Annotated in this window: 16 protein-coding genes; 8 read left to right on the forward strand and 8 right to left on the reverse strand. The window is 72.5% G+C overall.

All coding sequences use genetic code 11. The features are described from left to right. Nucleotides 1–128 precede the first annotated feature (128 nt). The 3 genes from OG562_RS21400 (at nucleotide 129) to OG562_RS21410 (ending at nucleotide 2,944) form a co-directional block, all read left to right on the forward strand. A complete protein-coding gene (locus tag OG562_RS21400) occupies nucleotides 129–1,574 on the forward strand; it encodes a DUF2252 domain-containing protein (RefSeq protein WP_266409446.1) in 1,446 nt (481 codons plus the stop codon). A gap of 57 nt (nucleotides 1,575–1,631) precedes the next feature. Further along, nucleotides 1,632–2,429 carry a hypothetical protein gene (locus OG562_RS21405; RefSeq protein ID WP_266400142.1) on the forward strand — a complete coding sequence of 266 codons (798 nt, stop codon included), beginning with the start codon at nucleotides 1,632–1,634 and terminating at the stop codon, nucleotides 2,427–2,429. A 185-nt stretch (nucleotides 2,430–2,614) separates the two neighbouring features. Then, nucleotides 2,615–2,944, forward strand: coding sequence for a rhodanese-like domain-containing protein (locus tag OG562_RS21410; RefSeq protein ID WP_266409448.1), 330 nt, complete (start codon nucleotides 2,615–2,617; stop codon nucleotides 2,942–2,944). Nucleotides 2,945–2,978: 34 nt separating this feature from the next. Here OG562_RS21410 and OG562_RS21415 read toward each other — a convergent pair whose 3' ends face one another. The 6 genes from OG562_RS21415 to paaA form a co-directional block, all read right to left on the reverse strand. Further along, nucleotides 2,979–4,154: an acyl-CoA dehydrogenase family protein gene (locus OG562_RS21415; RefSeq protein WP_266400145.1), complete on the reverse strand. Its 1,176-nt coding sequence runs from the start codon at nucleotides 4,152–4,154 to the stop codon at nucleotides 2,979–2,981. 156 nt (nucleotides 4,155–4,310) lie between these two features. Next, complete coding sequence (locus OG562_RS21420; protein ID WP_266400148.1) at nucleotides 4,311–5,372, reverse strand: 2Fe-2S iron-sulfur cluster-binding protein; 1,062 nt, start codon at nucleotides 5,370–5,372, stop codon at nucleotides 4,311–4,313. After that, complete coding sequence (gene paaD / locus OG562_RS21425; protein WP_266400151.1) at nucleotides 5,372–5,923, reverse strand: 1,2-phenylacetyl-CoA epoxidase subunit PaaD; 552 nt, start codon at nucleotides 5,921–5,923, stop codon at nucleotides 5,372–5,374. Before paaD ends, OG562_RS21420 begins: the two co-directional genes overlap by 1 nt. Then, entirely contained in the window at nucleotides 5,917–6,636 is a 720-nt protein-coding gene (gene paaC / locus OG562_RS21430) for a 1,2-phenylacetyl-CoA epoxidase subunit PaaC (protein ID WP_266400154.1), read from the reverse strand. Before paaC ends, paaD begins: the two co-directional genes overlap by 7 nt. Next, nucleotides 6,633–6,920, reverse strand: coding sequence for a 1,2-phenylacetyl-CoA epoxidase subunit PaaB (gene paaB, locus OG562_RS21435; RefSeq protein ID WP_020130608.1), 288 nt, complete (start codon nucleotides 6,918–6,920; stop codon nucleotides 6,633–6,635). The genes paaC and paaB overlap by 4 nt, the downstream gene beginning before the upstream one ends. Further along, nucleotides 6,917–7,945, reverse strand: a complete 1,029-nt coding sequence (paaA, locus tag OG562_RS21440) for a 1,2-phenylacetyl-CoA epoxidase subunit PaaA (protein ID WP_266400157.1) — start codon at nucleotides 7,943–7,945, stop codon at nucleotides 6,917–6,919. Before paaA ends, paaB begins: the two co-directional genes overlap by 4 nt. A gap of 310 nt (nucleotides 7,946–8,255) precedes the next feature. Here paaA and OG562_RS21445 point away from each other — a divergent pair, with 310 nt between their 5' ends. Genes OG562_RS21445 through OG562_RS21455 form a run of 3 tightly spaced genes read left to right on the forward strand, consistent with a single transcriptional unit; the run spans nucleotide 8,256 to nucleotide 11,220 of the window. Beyond that, the gene (locus tag OG562_RS21445; protein ID WP_266400160.1) at nucleotides 8,256–9,266 is read left to right on the forward strand and encodes a DUF5819 family protein; all 1,011 of its coding nucleotides are present in this window, start codon (nucleotides 8,256–8,258) and stop codon (nucleotides 9,264–9,266) included. After that, nucleotides 9,263–10,474 carry an HTTM domain-containing protein gene (locus OG562_RS21450; protein WP_266400162.1) on the forward strand — a complete coding sequence of 404 codons (1,212 nt, stop codon included), beginning with the start codon at nucleotides 9,263–9,265 and terminating at the stop codon, nucleotides 10,472–10,474. The genes OG562_RS21445 and OG562_RS21450 overlap by 4 nt, the downstream gene beginning before the upstream one ends. After that, complete coding sequence (locus OG562_RS21455; RefSeq protein ID WP_266400165.1) at nucleotides 10,471–11,220, forward strand: RNA methyltransferase; 750 nt, start codon at nucleotides 10,471–10,473, stop codon at nucleotides 11,218–11,220. Before OG562_RS21450 ends, OG562_RS21455 begins: the two co-directional genes overlap by 4 nt. 16 nt (nucleotides 11,221–11,236) lie before the next feature. On the opposite strand, the gene paaN is transcribed toward OG562_RS21455, so the two are convergent. Further along, the gene (gene paaN / locus OG562_RS21460; protein WP_266400168.1) at nucleotides 11,237–12,943 is read right to left on the reverse strand and encodes a phenylacetic acid degradation protein PaaN; all 1,707 of its coding nucleotides are present in this window, start codon (nucleotides 12,941–12,943) and stop codon (nucleotides 11,237–11,239) included. Nucleotides 12,944–13,102: 159 nt separating this feature from the next. Between paaN and OG562_RS21465 the strand changes: the two genes are divergently transcribed. Both OG562_RS21465 and OG562_RS21470 read left to right on the forward strand, forming a co-directional pair. Continuing rightward, a complete protein-coding gene (locus tag OG562_RS21465; protein WP_266400170.1) occupies nucleotides 13,103–14,617 on the forward strand; it encodes a 3-hydroxyacyl-CoA dehydrogenase in 1,515 nt (504 codons plus the stop codon). Further along, on the forward strand, nucleotides 14,614–15,204 hold the full coding sequence (locus OG562_RS21470) for a TetR/AcrR family transcriptional regulator (protein ID WP_266400172.1): 591 nt from the start codon (nucleotides 14,614–14,616) through the stop codon (nucleotides 15,202–15,204). Before OG562_RS21465 ends, OG562_RS21470 begins: the two co-directional genes overlap by 4 nt. Before the next feature lie 29 nt (nucleotides 15,205–15,233). Here OG562_RS21470 and OG562_RS21475 read toward each other — a convergent pair whose 3' ends face one another. Next, a complete protein-coding gene (locus OG562_RS21475) occupies nucleotides 15,234–15,818 on the reverse strand; it encodes an Lrp/AsnC family transcriptional regulator (protein WP_266400174.1) in 585 nt (194 codons plus the stop codon). Nucleotides 15,819–15,963 lie beyond the last annotated feature (145 nt).

The raw sequence follows: 15,963 nt of genomic DNA on the forward strand, positions 1-15,963 counted from the left end.
TGTCCACAAGCGCCGAGTTGTCCACAGGGGCTGACGCGGTGCAGGCGTCGGGCTGTACGGTCGGCTCGAATTGATCGGCATGTACGTGTGTGGGGGAGGCGGTCGCTGTGACCGAGGTCGGTGGGGACGTGCGGGGCACGGACGTGGCGGGGGCGGACGGGACGGGCGGGGCCGCGGGTGTGGGGCCGCGCCTTCCCCAGGTGCGGGGATTCGCCGAGTGGCCCGTTCAGGGGGCGGCTTCCCCGAAGGAGACGGGCAAGGCGCTGCGTACCCGGGTGCCGCGGTCTGCGCACGCCGAGTTCGACCTGGACCCCGCCCGCCCTGACGCGGTGACGACGGTCGAGGAGTCCAACCGCGGCCGCATCCCCGGGCTGACGCCGATAAGGGTCGGCCGGATGGCGGCCACCCCCTTCGCGTTCCTGCGCGGCTCCGCGGGCCTCATGGCCTACGACCTGGCCCGCACCCCCATGACCGGGATCCGCGCCCAGATCTGCGGCGACGCCCACGCGGCCAACTTCGGCCTCTACGGCGACGCACGCGGCGGCTTGGTCATCGACCTGAACGACTTCGACGAGACGGTCGACGGTCCCTGGGAGTGGGACCTGAAGCGGCTCGCCGCCTCCCTGGTCCTCGCGGGCCGGGAGGCCGGCGCCGACGAGGACACCTGCCGCCAGGCGGCGCACGGAGCGGCCGGCTCCTACCGCCGCACCATGCGCCTGCTGGCCGGGCTCCCCGTCCTGGACGCGTGGAACGCCATCGCCGACGAGGAGCTCGTCTCCCACACCGACGCCCATGACCTGCTGGGCACCCTGGAGCGGGTGTCGGAGAAGGCGCGGGCCAACACCAGCGGACGGTTCGCTGCGAAGTCGACCGAGCGCACCGAGAACGGCGGCCGCCGCTTCGTCGACGCGCCGCCGGTGCTGCGCCGTGTCCCCGACGAGGAGGCGGCGATCGTCGCCGCGTCCCTGGAGCACTACCTGACCACCCTCTCCGAGGACCGCCACCCGCTTCTGGCCCGCCACGCGGTCCACGACGTCGCCTTCCGCATCGTCGGCACGGGCAGCGTCGGGACGAGGTCGTACGTCGTCCTGCTGCTGGACCACCGGGGCGAACCGCTCGTCCTCCAGGTGAAGGAGGCCCGCGCGTCCGCCCTGGTGCCGCATCTGCGCACGGCTGGCTTCGAGACGCCGGAGGTCGACCACGAGGGCCGTCGGGTGGTGATCGGCCAGAAGCGCATGCAGGTCGTCAGCGACATCCTGCTGGGCTGGACGACCGTCGACGGACACCCCTTCCAGGTACGGCAGTTCCGCAACCGCAAGGGCAGCGTCGACCCCGCCGCGCTCGCCGCCGACCAGGTCGACGACTACGGCCGCATGACCGGCGCCCTTCTCGCCCGCGCCCACTCCCACAGCGCCGACCCCCGCCTCATCGCCGGCTACTGCGGCAAGAACGAGGAGCTCGACGAGGCGACGGCGGCCTTCGCCGTCGCCTACGCCGACCGCACGGAGGCGGACCACACGGATCTGGTGACGGCGGTACGGACGGGGCGGATCGCGGCCGAGACGGGGGTGTGACGGGAGCTGAGCGGGCGGGGAGCCTCGTTGGCCGCACCCTTGGCCTAGGCTGGTCGGGTGACGACCCCCGAAGCTGAGCAGCCCCGTCCCGAGGCGCGGCTGGAGCAGGCCGTGCGGGCCGCCGAGCAGGCGTTGATCGAGTTCGAGATCGCGGTGGAGACCTTCCGCGTCGAGGTCGAGAACTTCTCGCGGCTCCACCACCAGAAACTCGGACCCATGTACGCCCGGCTCGACGAGCTCGACGCGCAGATCGCGGAGGCCAGGGCCGCCCGCACCGGCGACCCCGAGGACGTGCGCAATGCGGCCGAGGCACGGGCCCGGGTGATGCCCATGCCCGGGGTCGAGGAGCTGTTCCACGGCTGGATGGACGGCGAGGGGCTGTTCCCGGAGGCCGCGGCGATGCTCACGGGCCAGTCGGTCCGGCCCCCGGAGCGGGTGCGGCCCAGCGAGGGCGCCCGCAAGCTCTACCGGGAGCTCGCCCGCAAGGCTCACCCCGACCTGGCGCAGGAGGACGGCGAGCGGGCCCGGCGCGAGGAGTTCATCACCCGGGTCAACGCCGCCTACGCCCGCGGCGACGAGGCCCTGCTGCGGGAGCTGGCCGAGGAGTGGGCGGCGGGTCCGGCGCCCGCGGAGCGCAGCCCGAGCCCCAGCGAGGAGCTCTACGCCCGCCTCGAGTGGCTCGCCCAGCGCAAGGAGATGCTGACGCTGGTCGCGCGGGAGCTGGAGGAGGGTGCGATCGGCGGGATGCTTCGGCTGGCCCCGGACGACCCCGACCGTCTCCTGGACGAGATCGCCGAGAAACTCCTGGCCGAGGTGGCCCAGCGCGAGGCCGAACTGGCGGAGCTGGTGGGCTAGCGGCGCTCTGCGGAGGCGCTGCGGTGCCCTGCGGCGGCGGTGCGGCAGGTGGTGTGACGGCGGTGCGGAGCCGTTGCGACCGGCGGTGCGGCGGCGCAGCAGCGGTGGGCGTCGGCCGATGTGGCGGTGGGCGTCGGCCGGGGTGGCCCGTCGGGTAGCGTCGGGGCATGAGTTTCGGAGCTGGTGTGCCCACGGCCGAGGTCGGGGACCTCAAGGACGACGACTTCCTGCTGGACGTCCGTGAGGACGACGAGTGGCAGGCGGGCCACGCCGAAGGGGCGCTGCACATCCCCATCAGCGAGTTCGTCGCCCGTTACGGCGAGCTGACCGAGGCGGCTCCGCAGGACGGCCGGGTCCATGTGATCTGCCGTTCCGGCGGGCGTTCGGCCCAGGTCACGATGTACCTCGTCCAGCAGGGCATCGACGCCGTGAACATCGACGGCGGCATGCAGCTCTGGGCCGCCGCGGGCCGCCCGGTCGTGACGGACGAGGGGCAGCCGGGCTTCGTCCTGTAATCCGCCGGAGAGCAAGGCGCGGCGGGGCGGCAGGTCAGGCCAGCGGATGGGCGGCCAGCAGGTCGCCCAGTGCCTCCTCGTGGGCCGCGGCCGGTCCGAGCGACAGCTCCAGGTGCTTGGCCCAGGCGTGGTACCGGTGCAGAGGATAGTCCACGTCGGCCCCGAAGCCGCCGTGCAGATGCTGCGCGGTCTGCACGATCCGCCGTACGCCGTCCGAGGCCCAGATCTTTGCCACGGCGACGTCCCCGGAGGCGGGCAGCGCGCCCGGCGCCTCGGCGGCGATGCGCCATGCGGCCTGCCACAGCGTGACCTCCATCGCCCGCAGGTCGATGTAGCGGTCGGCGGCCTGGACGGCGACGGCCTGGAAGCTGGCGATCGGGTGCCCGAACTGTTCCCGCTTGCCGGCGTAGTCGCTGGTCATCCGCAGGGCCTGTTCCCCCAGGCCGAGGGCCAGCGCACAGGTCCCCGTGGTCAGCAGCGTGCGCAGCCACTCCCAGGCGCCGTCGGCGGTGATGACGTCCCGGGCGGCGATCCGTGCCGATTCCAGGCGGAGTTCGCCGAGCCGCTCGCCGGTGGTGGAGATCTGCTCGGCGAGCACGGTCCCTTCCTGCCCGCGCGCGACCACGGCGAGGACGCTCCGGCCGTCGTCGCCGGTACGCGCCGGCACGAGGACGAAGTCGGCCTCGTACGCCCACGGCACCGCCGTCTGCACCCCGTCCAACACCCAGTCGCCGCCGTCACCGTGGTCCGCGCTGGCACCGCCGCCGCTTTCGCCGTCCCTCCGTGCGGTCACGGAGAGTTCGGCGGCGTCGTGGCCGGTACGGCCGTTCGCGGCGACGGTCAGGACGACCTCGCCCCGGCCCGCGCGCGCGAGCAGAGCGGACGTCAACTCCGGTCCGCCGTAGGCCTGTACGGCCGCGGCGGCCGCGCTGCTCTCCAGCAGCGGCACTCGTGCGAGCACCTTCGCCGACTCGCGCAGCACCAGACAGAGCGCGACGGCGTCCAGACCGGCTCCGCCGAACCTCTCGTCGAGCAGCAGGCTCAGCAGGTCCGCGTCGACGAGCTTCGCCCACAGCGCCCGGTCGAAGTCATGGGCGACGGCGCCCCTGGTGAGCGCGGGGCTCGGCACGCCGTCGGGGGCGACCCCGGCGAACACTCCCTGCGCGGCCTCGGCCGCCGCCTGCTGCTCCTCGGTGAAGGTGAAGTCCACGGCCTGTCCTCCCGACGGGTCAGCTCATCTGACGGAGCGTCAAGATAGAACAGGTTCTAGAAGAAGGGAACGCAGGGGACCGGAACAGCTGGTCACCGGTTCATGGTCAGACCGTCCAGGCCCATCTCCTCCTCGATCTCCCCGATCTCGCCGATCTCACCGATCGAAGTCCACCTCCACCGCCTCCGTCACCGGATGCGACTGGCAGGCCAGGACGTACCCGGCGTCCGTCTCCTCCGGCTCCAGCGCGAAGTTGCGGTCCATGCGGACCTCGCCGGAGACCAGGAAGGCCCGGCAGGTCCCGCACACCCCGCCCTTGCAGGCGTAGGGAGCGTCGGGCCGGTTGCGCAGCACCGTCTCCAGCACCGACTCCCCGTCCCGCACGGGCCAGCTCCCGCCCCGGCCGTCGAGCCGGGCGGTCACGGTGCTGTGGGCGGGGGCCGCCACGGTCGTCGTGGCCGCCGTGACGTCGACGTGGAAGATCTCCTCGTGGATGCGGGTCCGGGCGACGCCGATCGCCCGCAGCGCCTGCTCGGCGCCCTGCACCAGCCCGAACGGCCCGCACAGGAACCAGCCCGCCACGTCCTCGACCGGCAGCAGCGCGGGGAGCAGCTCGGTCAGCCGCTCCTGGTCCAGTCGCCCGGACGGCAGCCCCGCCTGCTGTTCCTCCCGTGAGAGCACGGTGACCAGGTGCAGCCGCTGCGGGTACCGGTCCTTGAGGTCGGCGACCTCCTCCAGGAACATCGTCGAGGCGGCCGTACGGTCGCTGCGGACGAGGCAGAACCGGGCGGCGGGCTCGCGCGCCAGCAGCGTCGCGGCGATCGACAGCACCGGGGTGATGCCGCTGCCGCCGACGACCGCCGCGTACAGGCCGGGCGCGGGCTCGAGGGTGAAGCGGCCGGCCGGGGTCATCACCTCCAGCTCGTCGCCGACGGCGATCTCCTTCAGCGCGTACGTGGAGAAGGCCCCGCCGTCGACCAGTCGTACGCCCACCCGGAGGGTGCACGGACCCTCGCCGCCGGGATCGGGCGCGGGCGAGCAGATCGAGTAGGTCCGCCGGATCTCCTCGCCGTCGGCCACGCGCCGCAGGGCGAGATGCTGGCCGGGCGCGTGCCGGTACTCCTCGCGCAGCCGGTCCGGGACCGTGAGCGTGAGGGCGACGGAGTCGTCGGTGAGCCGGTCCACCGCGGCCACCGGGAGCGGGTGGAAGCGGGCCATCACAACTCCTTGAAGTGGTCGAAGGGTTCACGGCAGGCGAGGCAGCGCCGCAGGGCCTTGCAGGCGGTGGAGGAGAAACGGCTGAGCAGCTCGGTGTCGACGGATCCGCAGTGCGGGCAGCGCACGGGGTCCGGTTCGACGGCGATCGTGCGCGTCGGACCCAGCTCCAACCCGACCGGACCGGACACCACTCCTGCGCGCGGGGGCGCGATGCCGAACTCCTGGAGTTTGCGGCGGCCTTCGGCGGAGATGTCGTCCGTCGACCAGGCGGGCGCGAGCACCGTGCGTACGGTGACGTCCCGCATCCCGTGCTCGTGCAGGGCCCGCTCGATGTCCAGCGACATCGCCTCCACCGCCGGGCAGCCCGTGTACGTCGGGGTCAGCTCGACCTCGACCCTGACCGCGTCGGTGCCGGTGCCGGTATCGGCGTCGCGCACATGGACGGCGCGCAGCACGCCGAGCTCCTGGAGGGTGAGCACCGGGAGTTCGGGGTCGGGCACCGAACCGGCGACCGCGAAAAGTTCCGCCTCAAGCGGGGTGAGCGTCACCATGACGCCCCCGGGTGGCTGCGGTGCAGATGCTGCATCTCGGCGAGCATCCGCCCGAAGGACTCGGTGTGCAGGCCCTGGCGGCCCGCGCCGGCTGCCCACGCACCGGAGCGGGGTCCCTCGGGGACGGTCAGGGTGGCCCGGCGCAGGATGCCCGCGACGGACTCCAGCCAGCTCGCGTCCAGGGCTTCCCAGTCGACGTCCAGGCCTTCCACCGGCTGGAACAGCTCGCCGGTGTACCGCCACAGGGCCTCGCAGGCCTTCTCCATCCGCGCATGGCTGACGTCGGTGCCGTCGCCGAGCCGCAGCGTCCACTGCTCGGCGTGGTCGCGGTGATAGGCGACCTCCTTGACGGCCTTCGCGGCGAGCGGGGCGAAAGGGCCCTGCCCTGCGGCCAGTTCGGCGTACAGCAGGTGCTGGTAGGTGGAGAAGTACAGCTGGCGGGCGATGGTGTAGGCGAAGTCGCCGCCTGGCTGCTCCACCAGCTGGAGGTTGCGGAAGGCGCGCTCCTCGCGCAGATACGCCAGGTCGTCCTCGTCCCCGGCCATCGACAGCAGGACCCGGGCCTGGCCCAGCAGGTCCAGCGCGATGTTGGCCAGGGCGACCTCCTCCTCCAGGACGGGGGCATGGCCCGCCCACTCCCCCAGGCGGTGCGAGAGCACCAGGGCGTCGTCGCCCAGGGCGAGGGCGGCTGTGACGGGAAGGGTGGCGGTCACAGGTGCTTCACCCCCTCCGGGATCTCGTAGAACGTCGGGTGCCGGTACGGCTTGTCGGCGGACGGCTCGAAGAACGGGTCCTTCTCGTCCGGGGAGGAGGCGGTGACCGCCGAGGACGGCACCACCCAGATCGAGACGCCCTCGCCGCGCCGGGTGTACAGGTCGCGGGCGTTGCGCAGGGCGAACTCCGCGTCCGGGGCGTGCAGGCTGCCGGCGTGGGTGTGGGAGAGGCCGCGCCGGGAGCGCACGAAGACCTCCCACAGCGGCCAGTCGGTGTTCGTCATGCCTGCTCTCCTTCTGTCCCGCGGGGCACGGCGCCGCCGGTGTGCTTGGCCGCGTAGGCCGCGGCGGCCTCCCGAACCCAGGCGCCCTCCTCGTGGGCCTGCCTGCGCTGCGTGATCCGCTGTTCGTTGCAGGGGCCGTTGCCCTTGAGGACTTCCTTGAACTCGGTCCAGTCGATCGGGCCGAAGTCGTGGTGCCCGCGCTCCTCGTTCCACCGCAGGTCGGGATCGGGGAGCGTGAGGTCGAGGGACTCGGCCTGGGGGACGCAGATGTCGACGAAGCGCTGGCGCAGCTCGTCGTTGGAGTGGCGCTTGATCTTCCAGGCGGTGGACTGCGCGGAGTGCGCGGACTCGTCGTCGGGCGGGCCGAACATCATCAGCGAAGGCCACCACCAGCGGTCCACGGCGTCCTGCGCCATCGCGTGCTGTTCGGGGGTGCCGTGGCTGAGGGCCAGCAGCAGCTCGTAGCCCTGGCGCTGGTGGAAGGACTCCTCCTTGCAGATGCGGACCATCGCGCGCGCGTACGGGCCGTAGGAGCAGCGGCACAGGGGGACCTGGTTGGTGATCGCGGCGCCGTCCACGAGCCAGCCGATCGCGCCGACGTCCGCCCAGGTCAACGTGGGGTAGTTGAAGATCGAGGAGTACTTCTGGCGGCCGGTGTGCAGCTTGTCCAGGAGTTCGTCGCGGCCGGTGCCGAGGGTCTCGGCGGCGCTGTACAGGTACAGCCCGTGGCCGGCCTCGTCCTGGACCTTCGCCATCAGGATGGCCTTGCGGCGCAGGGAGGGCGCGCGCGTGATCCAGTTGGCCTCCGGCTGCATGCCGATGATCTCGGAGTGGGCGTGCTGGGCGATCTGCCGCACCAGCGTGGCGCGGTAGGCGTCCGGCATCCAGTCGCGTGGCTCGATGCGCTCGTCGGCGGCCACGGCAGCGTCGAAGACGCGCTGGAAAGCGTCGTCGGCGGTGTCGGCGCTGTTCTCGCCGGCGTGCCGCTGTGTGCGGGCCGTCTGGTGGGCGGCTGCTGTCGCCATGCGGTCCCCCTTGACCTTCTGCCTTGACGTGGGCCTTTGTGCGGGCTTTGACCTGGGCGTCGACCCGGGTGTCGCCCGAGTCTTTCCCCGACCGATCGTTCGGTCCGTGCGATTCCATGGTGAGACGGCCGTCGTAAGGTGTCAACCGCTGTGGATAACCTGCGGGCGTCCGCTGTGGAAAACCTCACGGCCGAGCCGGGTCGGGCCGTGCGGGGGGAGGGCTGCGCCGAACGGGTGAGGCTGAGTACCGTTCCGTGCGCGGCCCCGCGACGCAGCGGGACGACGACCGGAATCGGGGAGACGGGGCGGAATGGACGCGTACGACGGAGGCTCTGACGCCCCACGGGGGCCGAGGACGTCAGCGGGACCGGAGGCGGAGACGCCGGCGCCGCCCGCGGAGGACGCCGTTCCGGGCCCTCGCGCCGAACTCCCGACCGCCGAGGCGGACGCAGGTGCAGGTGCAGGCGCGGGCGTCGGCGCAGGCGCGAGCGATGCGGCCCGTGACGCCCCCGCAGGGCCCCCGCGTGCGGACGCGGGCGTCCTCCCCGAGCCGACGCCCGTAGACCCGTCCCCTGCCCCGCCCGCCGAACGGCCCGCCTGGCCCGAGCTGACGCCCCCCCACGCAGCCCCCCGGCCCGAGCCTGCCGCCGCCCAGGCACTCGCCCCCGAACCCCGTACCGGCGTGGCCGCGCTCTCCCCCCGCTACCAGGTGGGCGCCGCCCTGGCGCTCGCCGTCGTCGCGGTCGCCGTCTGTGTGCACCTGGGGATGGTGTTCCTGCACGTCGCGCCGTCGAACACGGTCACCAAGACGCACGGCAAGGCGATCGACGAATGGGTCTATCCGGAGTTCGAGCAGAACTGGAAGCTCTTCGCGCCGAACCCGCTGCAGCAGAACATCGCCGTCCAGGTCCGCGCCCAGGTCCGCACCGCGGACGGCGGGTCGCGGACCACCGGCTGGTACGACCTGTCCGCGCAGGACGGCCGCGCCATCGACGGCAACCTGGTGCCCAGCCACACCGAGCAGAACGAGCTGCGCCGGGCCTGGGACTTCTTCACCGCCACGCACAACACGGACAACCGTTCCGTCGGCGTGCGCGGCGCCCTCTCCGAGACGTATCTGCGCCGGATCGTGGTGCTGCGTCTGGAGCGCGGCGGCGCGGCAGGCGCGGGCGGCGTCGTCGAGCGGGTCCAGGTCCGCTCCAGCACGTCCAACGTGACCCCGCCGAAGTGGAGCTCCGAGAAGGTGTCGACGAGTCCGGTGTACCGCGTGCTGTCCTGGTGGCCGGTGCCGACCGCCGAGGCCGAGGGAGGCGTGAAGTGAACCGGTTCACCCTGTCGGTGTCCGCCGCCATCGGCCGGGTCACCGAGTCGGCGCTCGGGCCGTACCAGAGCGCCGTGATCCGCATCGGCTTCAGCGCGACCTGGCTGCTGTTCCTGCTGCGCGAGTTCCCCCATCGCGAGGAGCTCTACGGCCCCGACGGCCCCTGGAGCTGGGAGCTGGCCCGGCAGCTGATCGACAACAACGGCGCGTTCACGGCCCTGATGTGGTCGGACGGGCGGGGCTGGTTCGAGGCGGTGTACGCGCTCGCCGTGCTGGCCGGTGCGCTGCTGCTGGTCGGCTGGCGCACCCGCACGATGTCGGTGCTGTTCATGGTCGGCGTGCTCTCGCTGCAGAACCGCAGCGTCTTCATGGGCGACGGCGGCGACAACGTGCTGCACCTGATGTCGATCTACCTGGTGTTCACGCGCTGCGGCCGGGTGTGGTCGCTGGACGCCCGACGGACGCGGCGCGCGGACGAGGCACGCGCGCGTGGGGAGCGGTTCACCGACCGGGTCGGTCCCGCCCTGTGGGCCGTGCTCGGGTTCGCGCTGGTCACGGTGACCGCGGCCGGCCGACTCGACGGCGACTGGACCATTCCGGCGCTCCTGTGGGCCGCGTGGGTCGCCCAGGGCCTCTGGTGGGCCGTAGGACGCTCTGCGAAGTCGGCGGAGCCCCGCATCCTGCTCGACGTGATCGGCAACGTCCTGCACAACGGCGCCCTGGTCGTGATCATGGCCGAGGCCTGTCTGATCTACGCGACGGCCGGCTGGTACAAGATCCAGGGCTCGCGCTGGCAGGACGGCACGGCCGTCTACTACCCGCTTCACCTGGACTACTTCTCGCCCTGGCCCGCTCTCGGCGACCTGCTCTCCAGCAGCGGCACGATGGTCATGCTCGTGACGTACGGGACGGTCATCGTGCAGGTCGCCTTCCCCTTCACGCTGTTCAACCGGCGCGTGAAGAACGTGCTGCTGGCGGTGATGATGACCGAGCACGCGGCGATCGCCCTGGTCCTCGGGCTGCCGTTCTTCTCGCTGGCGATGATCGCCACGGACGCGGTCTTCCTGCCGACGCCGTTCCTGCACCGGCTGGGCGGTTGGGCACTGCGCGCGCGTGACCTGGTGCTCTCGCGCGCCCCGCGCAAGGACGCGCCGCGGCCGCAGGCCCCGGAGAGCCCCGAGCCGACCCACGTAGGCTTCCCGGCATGACCGACCCCCTCGGCCTGTGGCGCCGCCTCGCCGACGCCTCCGTGCTGCTCGACGGCTTCCACGCCCTCAAGCACGCCGTGCGCTTCGGCGCCGAGGTCCCGGTGGCGGTCGCCGTCGACCGGTCGGCGACGCTCGCCCTCGCCGACGAACTCGCCCCCGACGTACGCCGGACCCTGGACGCGCTCCTCACGGAGGTCCCGGAGACGACGTACAGGTCCCTCGTCCCGCGCCCGCACCCCACCGGGGTCGCCGCCCTGGCCGTACGGCCCTCCCGCGAGGCCCGTCTGGAGCGGCTGGCGCGGCTCCCGCGCGCGGCACCCGTGGTGGTCCTCGACAATCCGCGCAACCTGGGCAACGCGGGGGCGGTGATCCGCCTCGCCGCCGGGTTCGGCGCGACCGGCGTGGTCACCACCGGGACCGTCGACCCGTGGCATCCCACGGTCGTGCGCGCCGGGGCGGGTCTGCACTTCGCGACCGCCGTGGAGCGGCTGTCCGTCGAAGAGCTGCCCGCCGGGCCGGTGTTCGCCCTCGATCCGGAGGGCGACGACATCCGGGGCGTGAAGCTCCCGGACGACGCCCTCCTCGCCTTCGGCTCCGAACGCAGCGGGCTCTCCGTCGAGCTGCGCGCGCGTGCCGACCATCTCCTCGCGCTGCCGATGCGCCCCCAGGTCTCCAGCTACAACCTCGCGACCAGTGTGGCCATGACGCTGTACCACTGGAGCGCCACCGGGGGCGCACCCGCTTAGGGACGGGCCCTGGGGGCTACGCGTCCCGGCGGACCTCGACCACCCGGAAGCGGTTCGCGACGAACGCGCCGTCGGTGAGGGCCGCGTTGGCCGCCGGGTTGCCGCCCGAGCCGTGGAAGTCGGAGAAGGCGGCCGTCTGGTTGACGTAGACCCCGCCGGTGAGGTTGAGGGACAGCTGGGCGGCCTCCTCCAGACAGACCTCCTCGACGGCCCTCTCGACCTCCTCGTCGGTGGTGTACGCGCCGACGGTCATCGCGCCCTTCTCGCGCACCGTGCGCCGCAGCAGGTCGACGGCGTCCGCGGCCGAGTCGACGGCGACGGCGAAGGAGACCGGGCCGAAGCACTCGTTCATGAAGGCGGCCTCGTCGTCCGCCCCCTCCCAGTACTTCCGCGCGCCGTCCAGCTTCACGATCACGGGCGTGCGCACGACCGCGTCCGGGAACTCCGGGTTGCTCACCTCGCGCGAGGCGAGGGCGACCTCGCCGAGGCCCGCGGCGGCCTCCAGGCGGGCCTTGACGTCGGGGTTGACGATCGCGCCGAGCAGGCCGTTCGCGCGCGTGTCGTCGCCGAGGAGGCCGTCGACCGAGCGGGCGAGGTCGGCGACGACCTCGTCGAAGGTCTTCGGGCCCTGGTCGGTGCGGATGCCGTCGCGCGGGATCAGCAGGTTCTGCGGGGTCGTGCACATCTGGCCGCTGTACAACGACAGCGAGAACGCCAGGTTGGCGAGCATGCCCTTGTAGTCGCTCGTCGACTCCACGATCACCGTGTTGACGCCGGCCTTCTCGGTGTAGACCTGCGCCTGGCGGGCGTTGGCCTCCAGCCAGTCGCCGAAGGCGGTCGAGCCGGTGTAGTCGACGATCCTGATCTCGGGGCGGACGGCCAGGGTCTTGGCGATGCCCTCGCCGGGCCGCTCGGCGGCCAACGCGACCAGGTTGGGGTCGAAGCCGGCCGCGGCGAGCACCTCGCGCGCGACGCCCACCGTCAGTGCGAGCGGCAGCACCGCGCGCGGGTGGGGCTTGACCAGGACCGCGTTGCCGGTGGCCAGAGACGCGAACAGGCCCGGGTAGCCGTTCCACGTCGGGAAGGTGTTGCAGCCGATGAGCAGGGCGATCCCGCGCGGGACCGGCGTGAACCGCTTGGTCAGCGCGAGCGGGTCGCGCTTGCCCTGGGGCTTGGTCCACTCCGCCGCGTCGGGCGTGCGGACCTGCTCCGCGTACGCGTACGCCACTGCTTCGAGGCCGCGGTCCTGGGCGTGCGGGCCGCCCGCCTGGAACGCCATCATGAACGCCTGGCCGGAGGTGTGCATGACGGCGTGCGCGAACTCGTGCGTCCGGTCGCTGATCCGCTTGAGGATCTCCAGACAGACCACCGCGCGGATCTCCGCGCCCGCGTCCCGCCAGGCGCGCTGCCCGGCCCGCATCGCGGGCAGCAGCGCGTCCACGTCCGCGTGCGGATACGTGACGCCCAGTGCGACGCCGTACGGAGAGACCTCGCCGCCCACCCAGTCGTCGGTGCCGGGCTGGCCGAGGTCGAGGCGGGTGTCGAGCACGGCGTCGAAGGCGGCCTTGCCGGCCGCCGCGTCCAGACTGCCGTTCTCCCCGTAGGCCTTCGGGTGTTCCGGGTGCGGGGACCAGTACGCGCGCGTGCGGATCGCTTCCAGGGCCTGGTCGAGGGTGGGCCGGTGCTGGGCGATCAGGTCGTGCGCGGTCGATTCGGCGGCCATGCGGGACCAACTCCTCGTCTTGAGATCTCTTCGTCGAGCTCATGACCTGGCAGAAACATGGGCAGGAACAGCCAGTCAGAGTTAGAGTAACCGAACGATCGGTCGGGACAAGGGGGCCTGCCGCATCTGTGGAAAACCTCGTGCGGGAGGATCGCGCACATGACAGCACTCGACCTCAGCAGCCCCGTGGCCGTCGTCGGCACCGGCACCATGGGCCAGGGCATTGCCCAGGTCGCACTGGTCGCGGGCCATGTCGTACGGCTGTACGACACCGTCCCCGGCCGCGCCCGGGAAGCGGCCGCCGCGATCGGCGCGCGCCTCGACCGGCTCGTCGAGAAGAACCGTCTCGCCGCCACCGACCGCGACGCCGCCCGCGCCCGCCTGCTGCCCGCCGAGCGCCTCGCCGACCTCGCGGACTGCACCCTGGTCGTCGAGGCCGTCCTGGAGCAGCTGGCGGCCAAGCAGGACCTCTTCCGGGGCCTGGAGGACGTCGTCGGCGAGGACTGTCTTCTCGCCACCAACACCTCGTCCCTGTCGGTGACCGCCATCGGAGGCGCGCTGCGCAACCCGGGCCGCCTCGTCGGCCTGCACTTCTTCAACCCGGCGCCGCTGCTGCCGCTGGTCGAGGTCGTCTCCGGGCACGCCACCGACGTCACCTCGGCCACGCGCGCGTACGAGACCGCCCGCTCGTGGGGCAAGACCCCGGTCGCCTGCGCCGACACCCCCGGCTTCATCGTCAACCGCATCGCGCGGCCCTTCTACGCCGAGGCGTTCGCCGTCTACGAGGCGCAGGGCGCCGACCCGGCCACCATCGACGCGGTCCTGCGCGAGTCCGGCGGCTTCCGGATGGGCGCCTTCGAGCTGACCGACCTGATCGGGCAGGACGTCAACGAGTCGGTCACGCACTCCGTGTGGCAGTCCTTCTTCCAGGACGTGCGCTTCACGCCCTCGCTCGCCCAGCGCCGCCTGGTCGAGTCGGGCCGCCTCGGCCGCAAGACCGGCCAGGGCTGGTACGACCACCAGGCCGACGCCGAGCCGGCCGAGCCGCACACCGCCGAGCCCCACCAGCGGCCCGCGTACGTCGTCGCCGAGGGCGACCTGGGCCCCGCCTCCGAGGTGCTCGCGCTGATCCGCGAGGCGGGCATCCAGGTCCGCGAGGACGAGGAGGACCACGGCACCCGACTGGTGCTGCCGGGCGGCGGCCAGCTGGCCCTCGCCGACGGACAGACCTCGGTGGAGTTCCGGGACGTCGTCTACTTCGACCTCGCCCTCGACTACCGCAAGGCCACCCGCATCGCCCTGTCCGCCTCCCAGGACACCTCCCAGCAGACCCTGTCCGAGGCGATCGGCCTCTTCCAGGCGCTCGGCAAGGACGTCAGCGTCATCGGCGACGTCCCCGGCATGATCGTCGCCCGTACGGTCGCGCGGATCGTCGACCTGGCGCACGACGCCGTGGCCAAGGGCGTGGCCACCGAGGAGGACGTCGACACCGCGATGCGCCTGGGCGTGAACTACCCGCTCGGCCCCTTCGAGTGGAGCCGCCGGCTGGGCCGCATGTGGGCCTACTCCCTCCTGGACGACCTGCACGACCGCGACCCCAGCGGCCGCTACGCGCCGTCCCTCGCGCTGTACCGGCACTCCTACGCCACCGAGAAGCGGGAGGGCGCCTCGTGACCACCGCCAAGCGCGACACGTACACCCCGGAGACCCTGCTCTCCGTCGCCGTCCAGGTCTTCAACGAGCGCGGCTACGACGGCACCTCCATGGAGCACCTCTCCAAGGCGGCCGGCATCTCCAAGTCGTCGATCTACCATCACGTCGCCGGCAAGGAGGAGCTGCTGCGCCGGGCCGTCAGCCGCGCCCTGGACGGCCTCTTCGGGATCCTCGACGAGGAGCACGCGCGCGTGGGACGCGACTCGGAGCGCCTGGAGTACGTCGTACGGCGCATGGTCGAGGTGCTCATCGGGGAGCTGCCGTACGTGACGCTGCTGCTGCGGGTGCGCGGCAACACCGACACCGAGCGGTGGGCCCTGGAGCGGCGCCGCGACTTCGACCACCGGGTCGCCGAGCTGCTGAAGGCGGCCGCCGCCGAGGGGGACGTGCGCGCCGACGTGGACGTGCGGCTCGCGACGCGGCTGGTCTTCGGGATGATCAACTCGATCGTCGAGTGGTACCGGCCGGGCGGCCGGGGGATGGTCGAGGCCGAGGTGGCCGACGCGGTGGTGCGGCTGGTCTTCGAGGGGCTGCGCACGGCGCGCTGAGTCCCTCCGCGGACCTGTCCCGGCCCGTCCTAGCCCTGCGGCTCCAGGTCCTCCTCCTCGAAGACCAGCAGCGTGCGTGTGCTGAGCACCTCGGGGATCGCCTGGAGCCGGGTGAGGACGACCTCGCGCAGGGCCCGGTTGTCGGGCGTGTGGACCAGGAGCAGGACGTCGAAATCGCCGCCGACCAGGGCGATGTGCGAGGCGCCGGGCAGCTGTCTGAGCTGGTCGCGCACTGTGCGCCAGGAGTTCTGCACGATCTTCAGCGTGATGTACGCGCTCGTCCCCTGACCCGCGCGCTCGTGGTTCACCCGGGCGCCGAAGCCGCGGATGACGCCGTCCTCGATGAGCCGGTTGATCCGCGCGTAGGCGTTGGCGCGCGAGACGTGGACCCGCTCGGCGACCGACCGTATCGAGGCGCGGCCGTCGGCCTGGAGCATCTGCAGGATGTCCTGATCGATGGGGTCGAGCGGACGCGGCGGCGGCAGCGGAGCGCTGCTCTGCGGCAGGAGGGCAGTGCTCTCGGGCAGCCGGGCGCCGCCCTCCTGCAGCGGGGCGCGGCCGTCCAGCGGCGGGGCGCTGCTGTCCGGACCGTCGGCCATTTGTTCAGGTGCCATGTCCCCCCGCCTCTCCGTCATGGACGTACTGCGTCCATCTCAGGCTGTGGAGAACCGTTTGTCCACAGCCTGAGGGTGCCTGTAGCCAAAATGTGCCGACGACCGAACAATCGGTAGGTGAGGCGGGTCACACGACACGCCTCCC

The sequence above is a fragment of the Streptomyces sp. NBC_01275 genome, from assembly GCF_026340655.1.
Taxonomy (GTDB): Bacteria; Actinomycetota; Actinomycetes; order Streptomycetales; family Streptomycetaceae; genus Streptomyces.

What these genes read in the sequence shown, in the direction of transcription:
- OG562_RS21475 (WP_266400174.1), bottom strand. Translation starts at nt 15,818, where the DNA reads ATGGCACCTGAACAAATGGCCGACGGTCCGGACAGCAGCGCCCCGCCG.
- paaA (WP_266400157.1), bottom strand. Translation starts at nt 7,945, where the DNA reads ATGGCGACAGCAGCCGCCCACCAGACGGCCCGCACACAGCGGCACGCC.
- OG562_RS21465 (WP_266400170.1), top strand. Translation starts at nt 13,103, where the DNA reads ATGACAGCACTCGACCTCAGCAGCCCCGTGGCCGTCGTCGGCACCGGC.
- OG562_RS21455 (WP_266400165.1), top strand. Translation starts at nt 10,471, where the DNA reads ATGACCGACCCCCTCGGCCTGTGGCGCCGCCTCGCCGACGCCTCCGTG.
- OG562_RS21420 (WP_266400148.1), bottom strand. Translation starts at nt 5,372, where the DNA reads ATGGCCCGCTTCCACCCGCTCCCGGTGGCCGCGGTGGACCGGCTCACC.
- paaB (WP_020130608.1), bottom strand. Translation starts at nt 6,920, where the DNA reads ATGACGAACACCGACTGGCCGCTGTGGGAGGTCTTCGTGCGCTCCCGG.
- OG562_RS21445 (WP_266400160.1), top strand. Translation starts at nt 8,256, where the DNA reads ATGGACGCGTACGACGGAGGCTCTGACGCCCCACGGGGGCCGAGGACG.
- paaD (WP_266400151.1), bottom strand. Translation starts at nt 5,923, where the DNA reads ATGGTGACGCTCACCCCGCTTGAGGCGGAACTTTTCGCGGTCGCCGGT.
- paaN (WP_266400168.1), bottom strand. Translation starts at nt 12,943, where the DNA reads ATGGCCGCCGAATCGACCGCGCACGACCTGATCGCCCAGCACCGGCCC.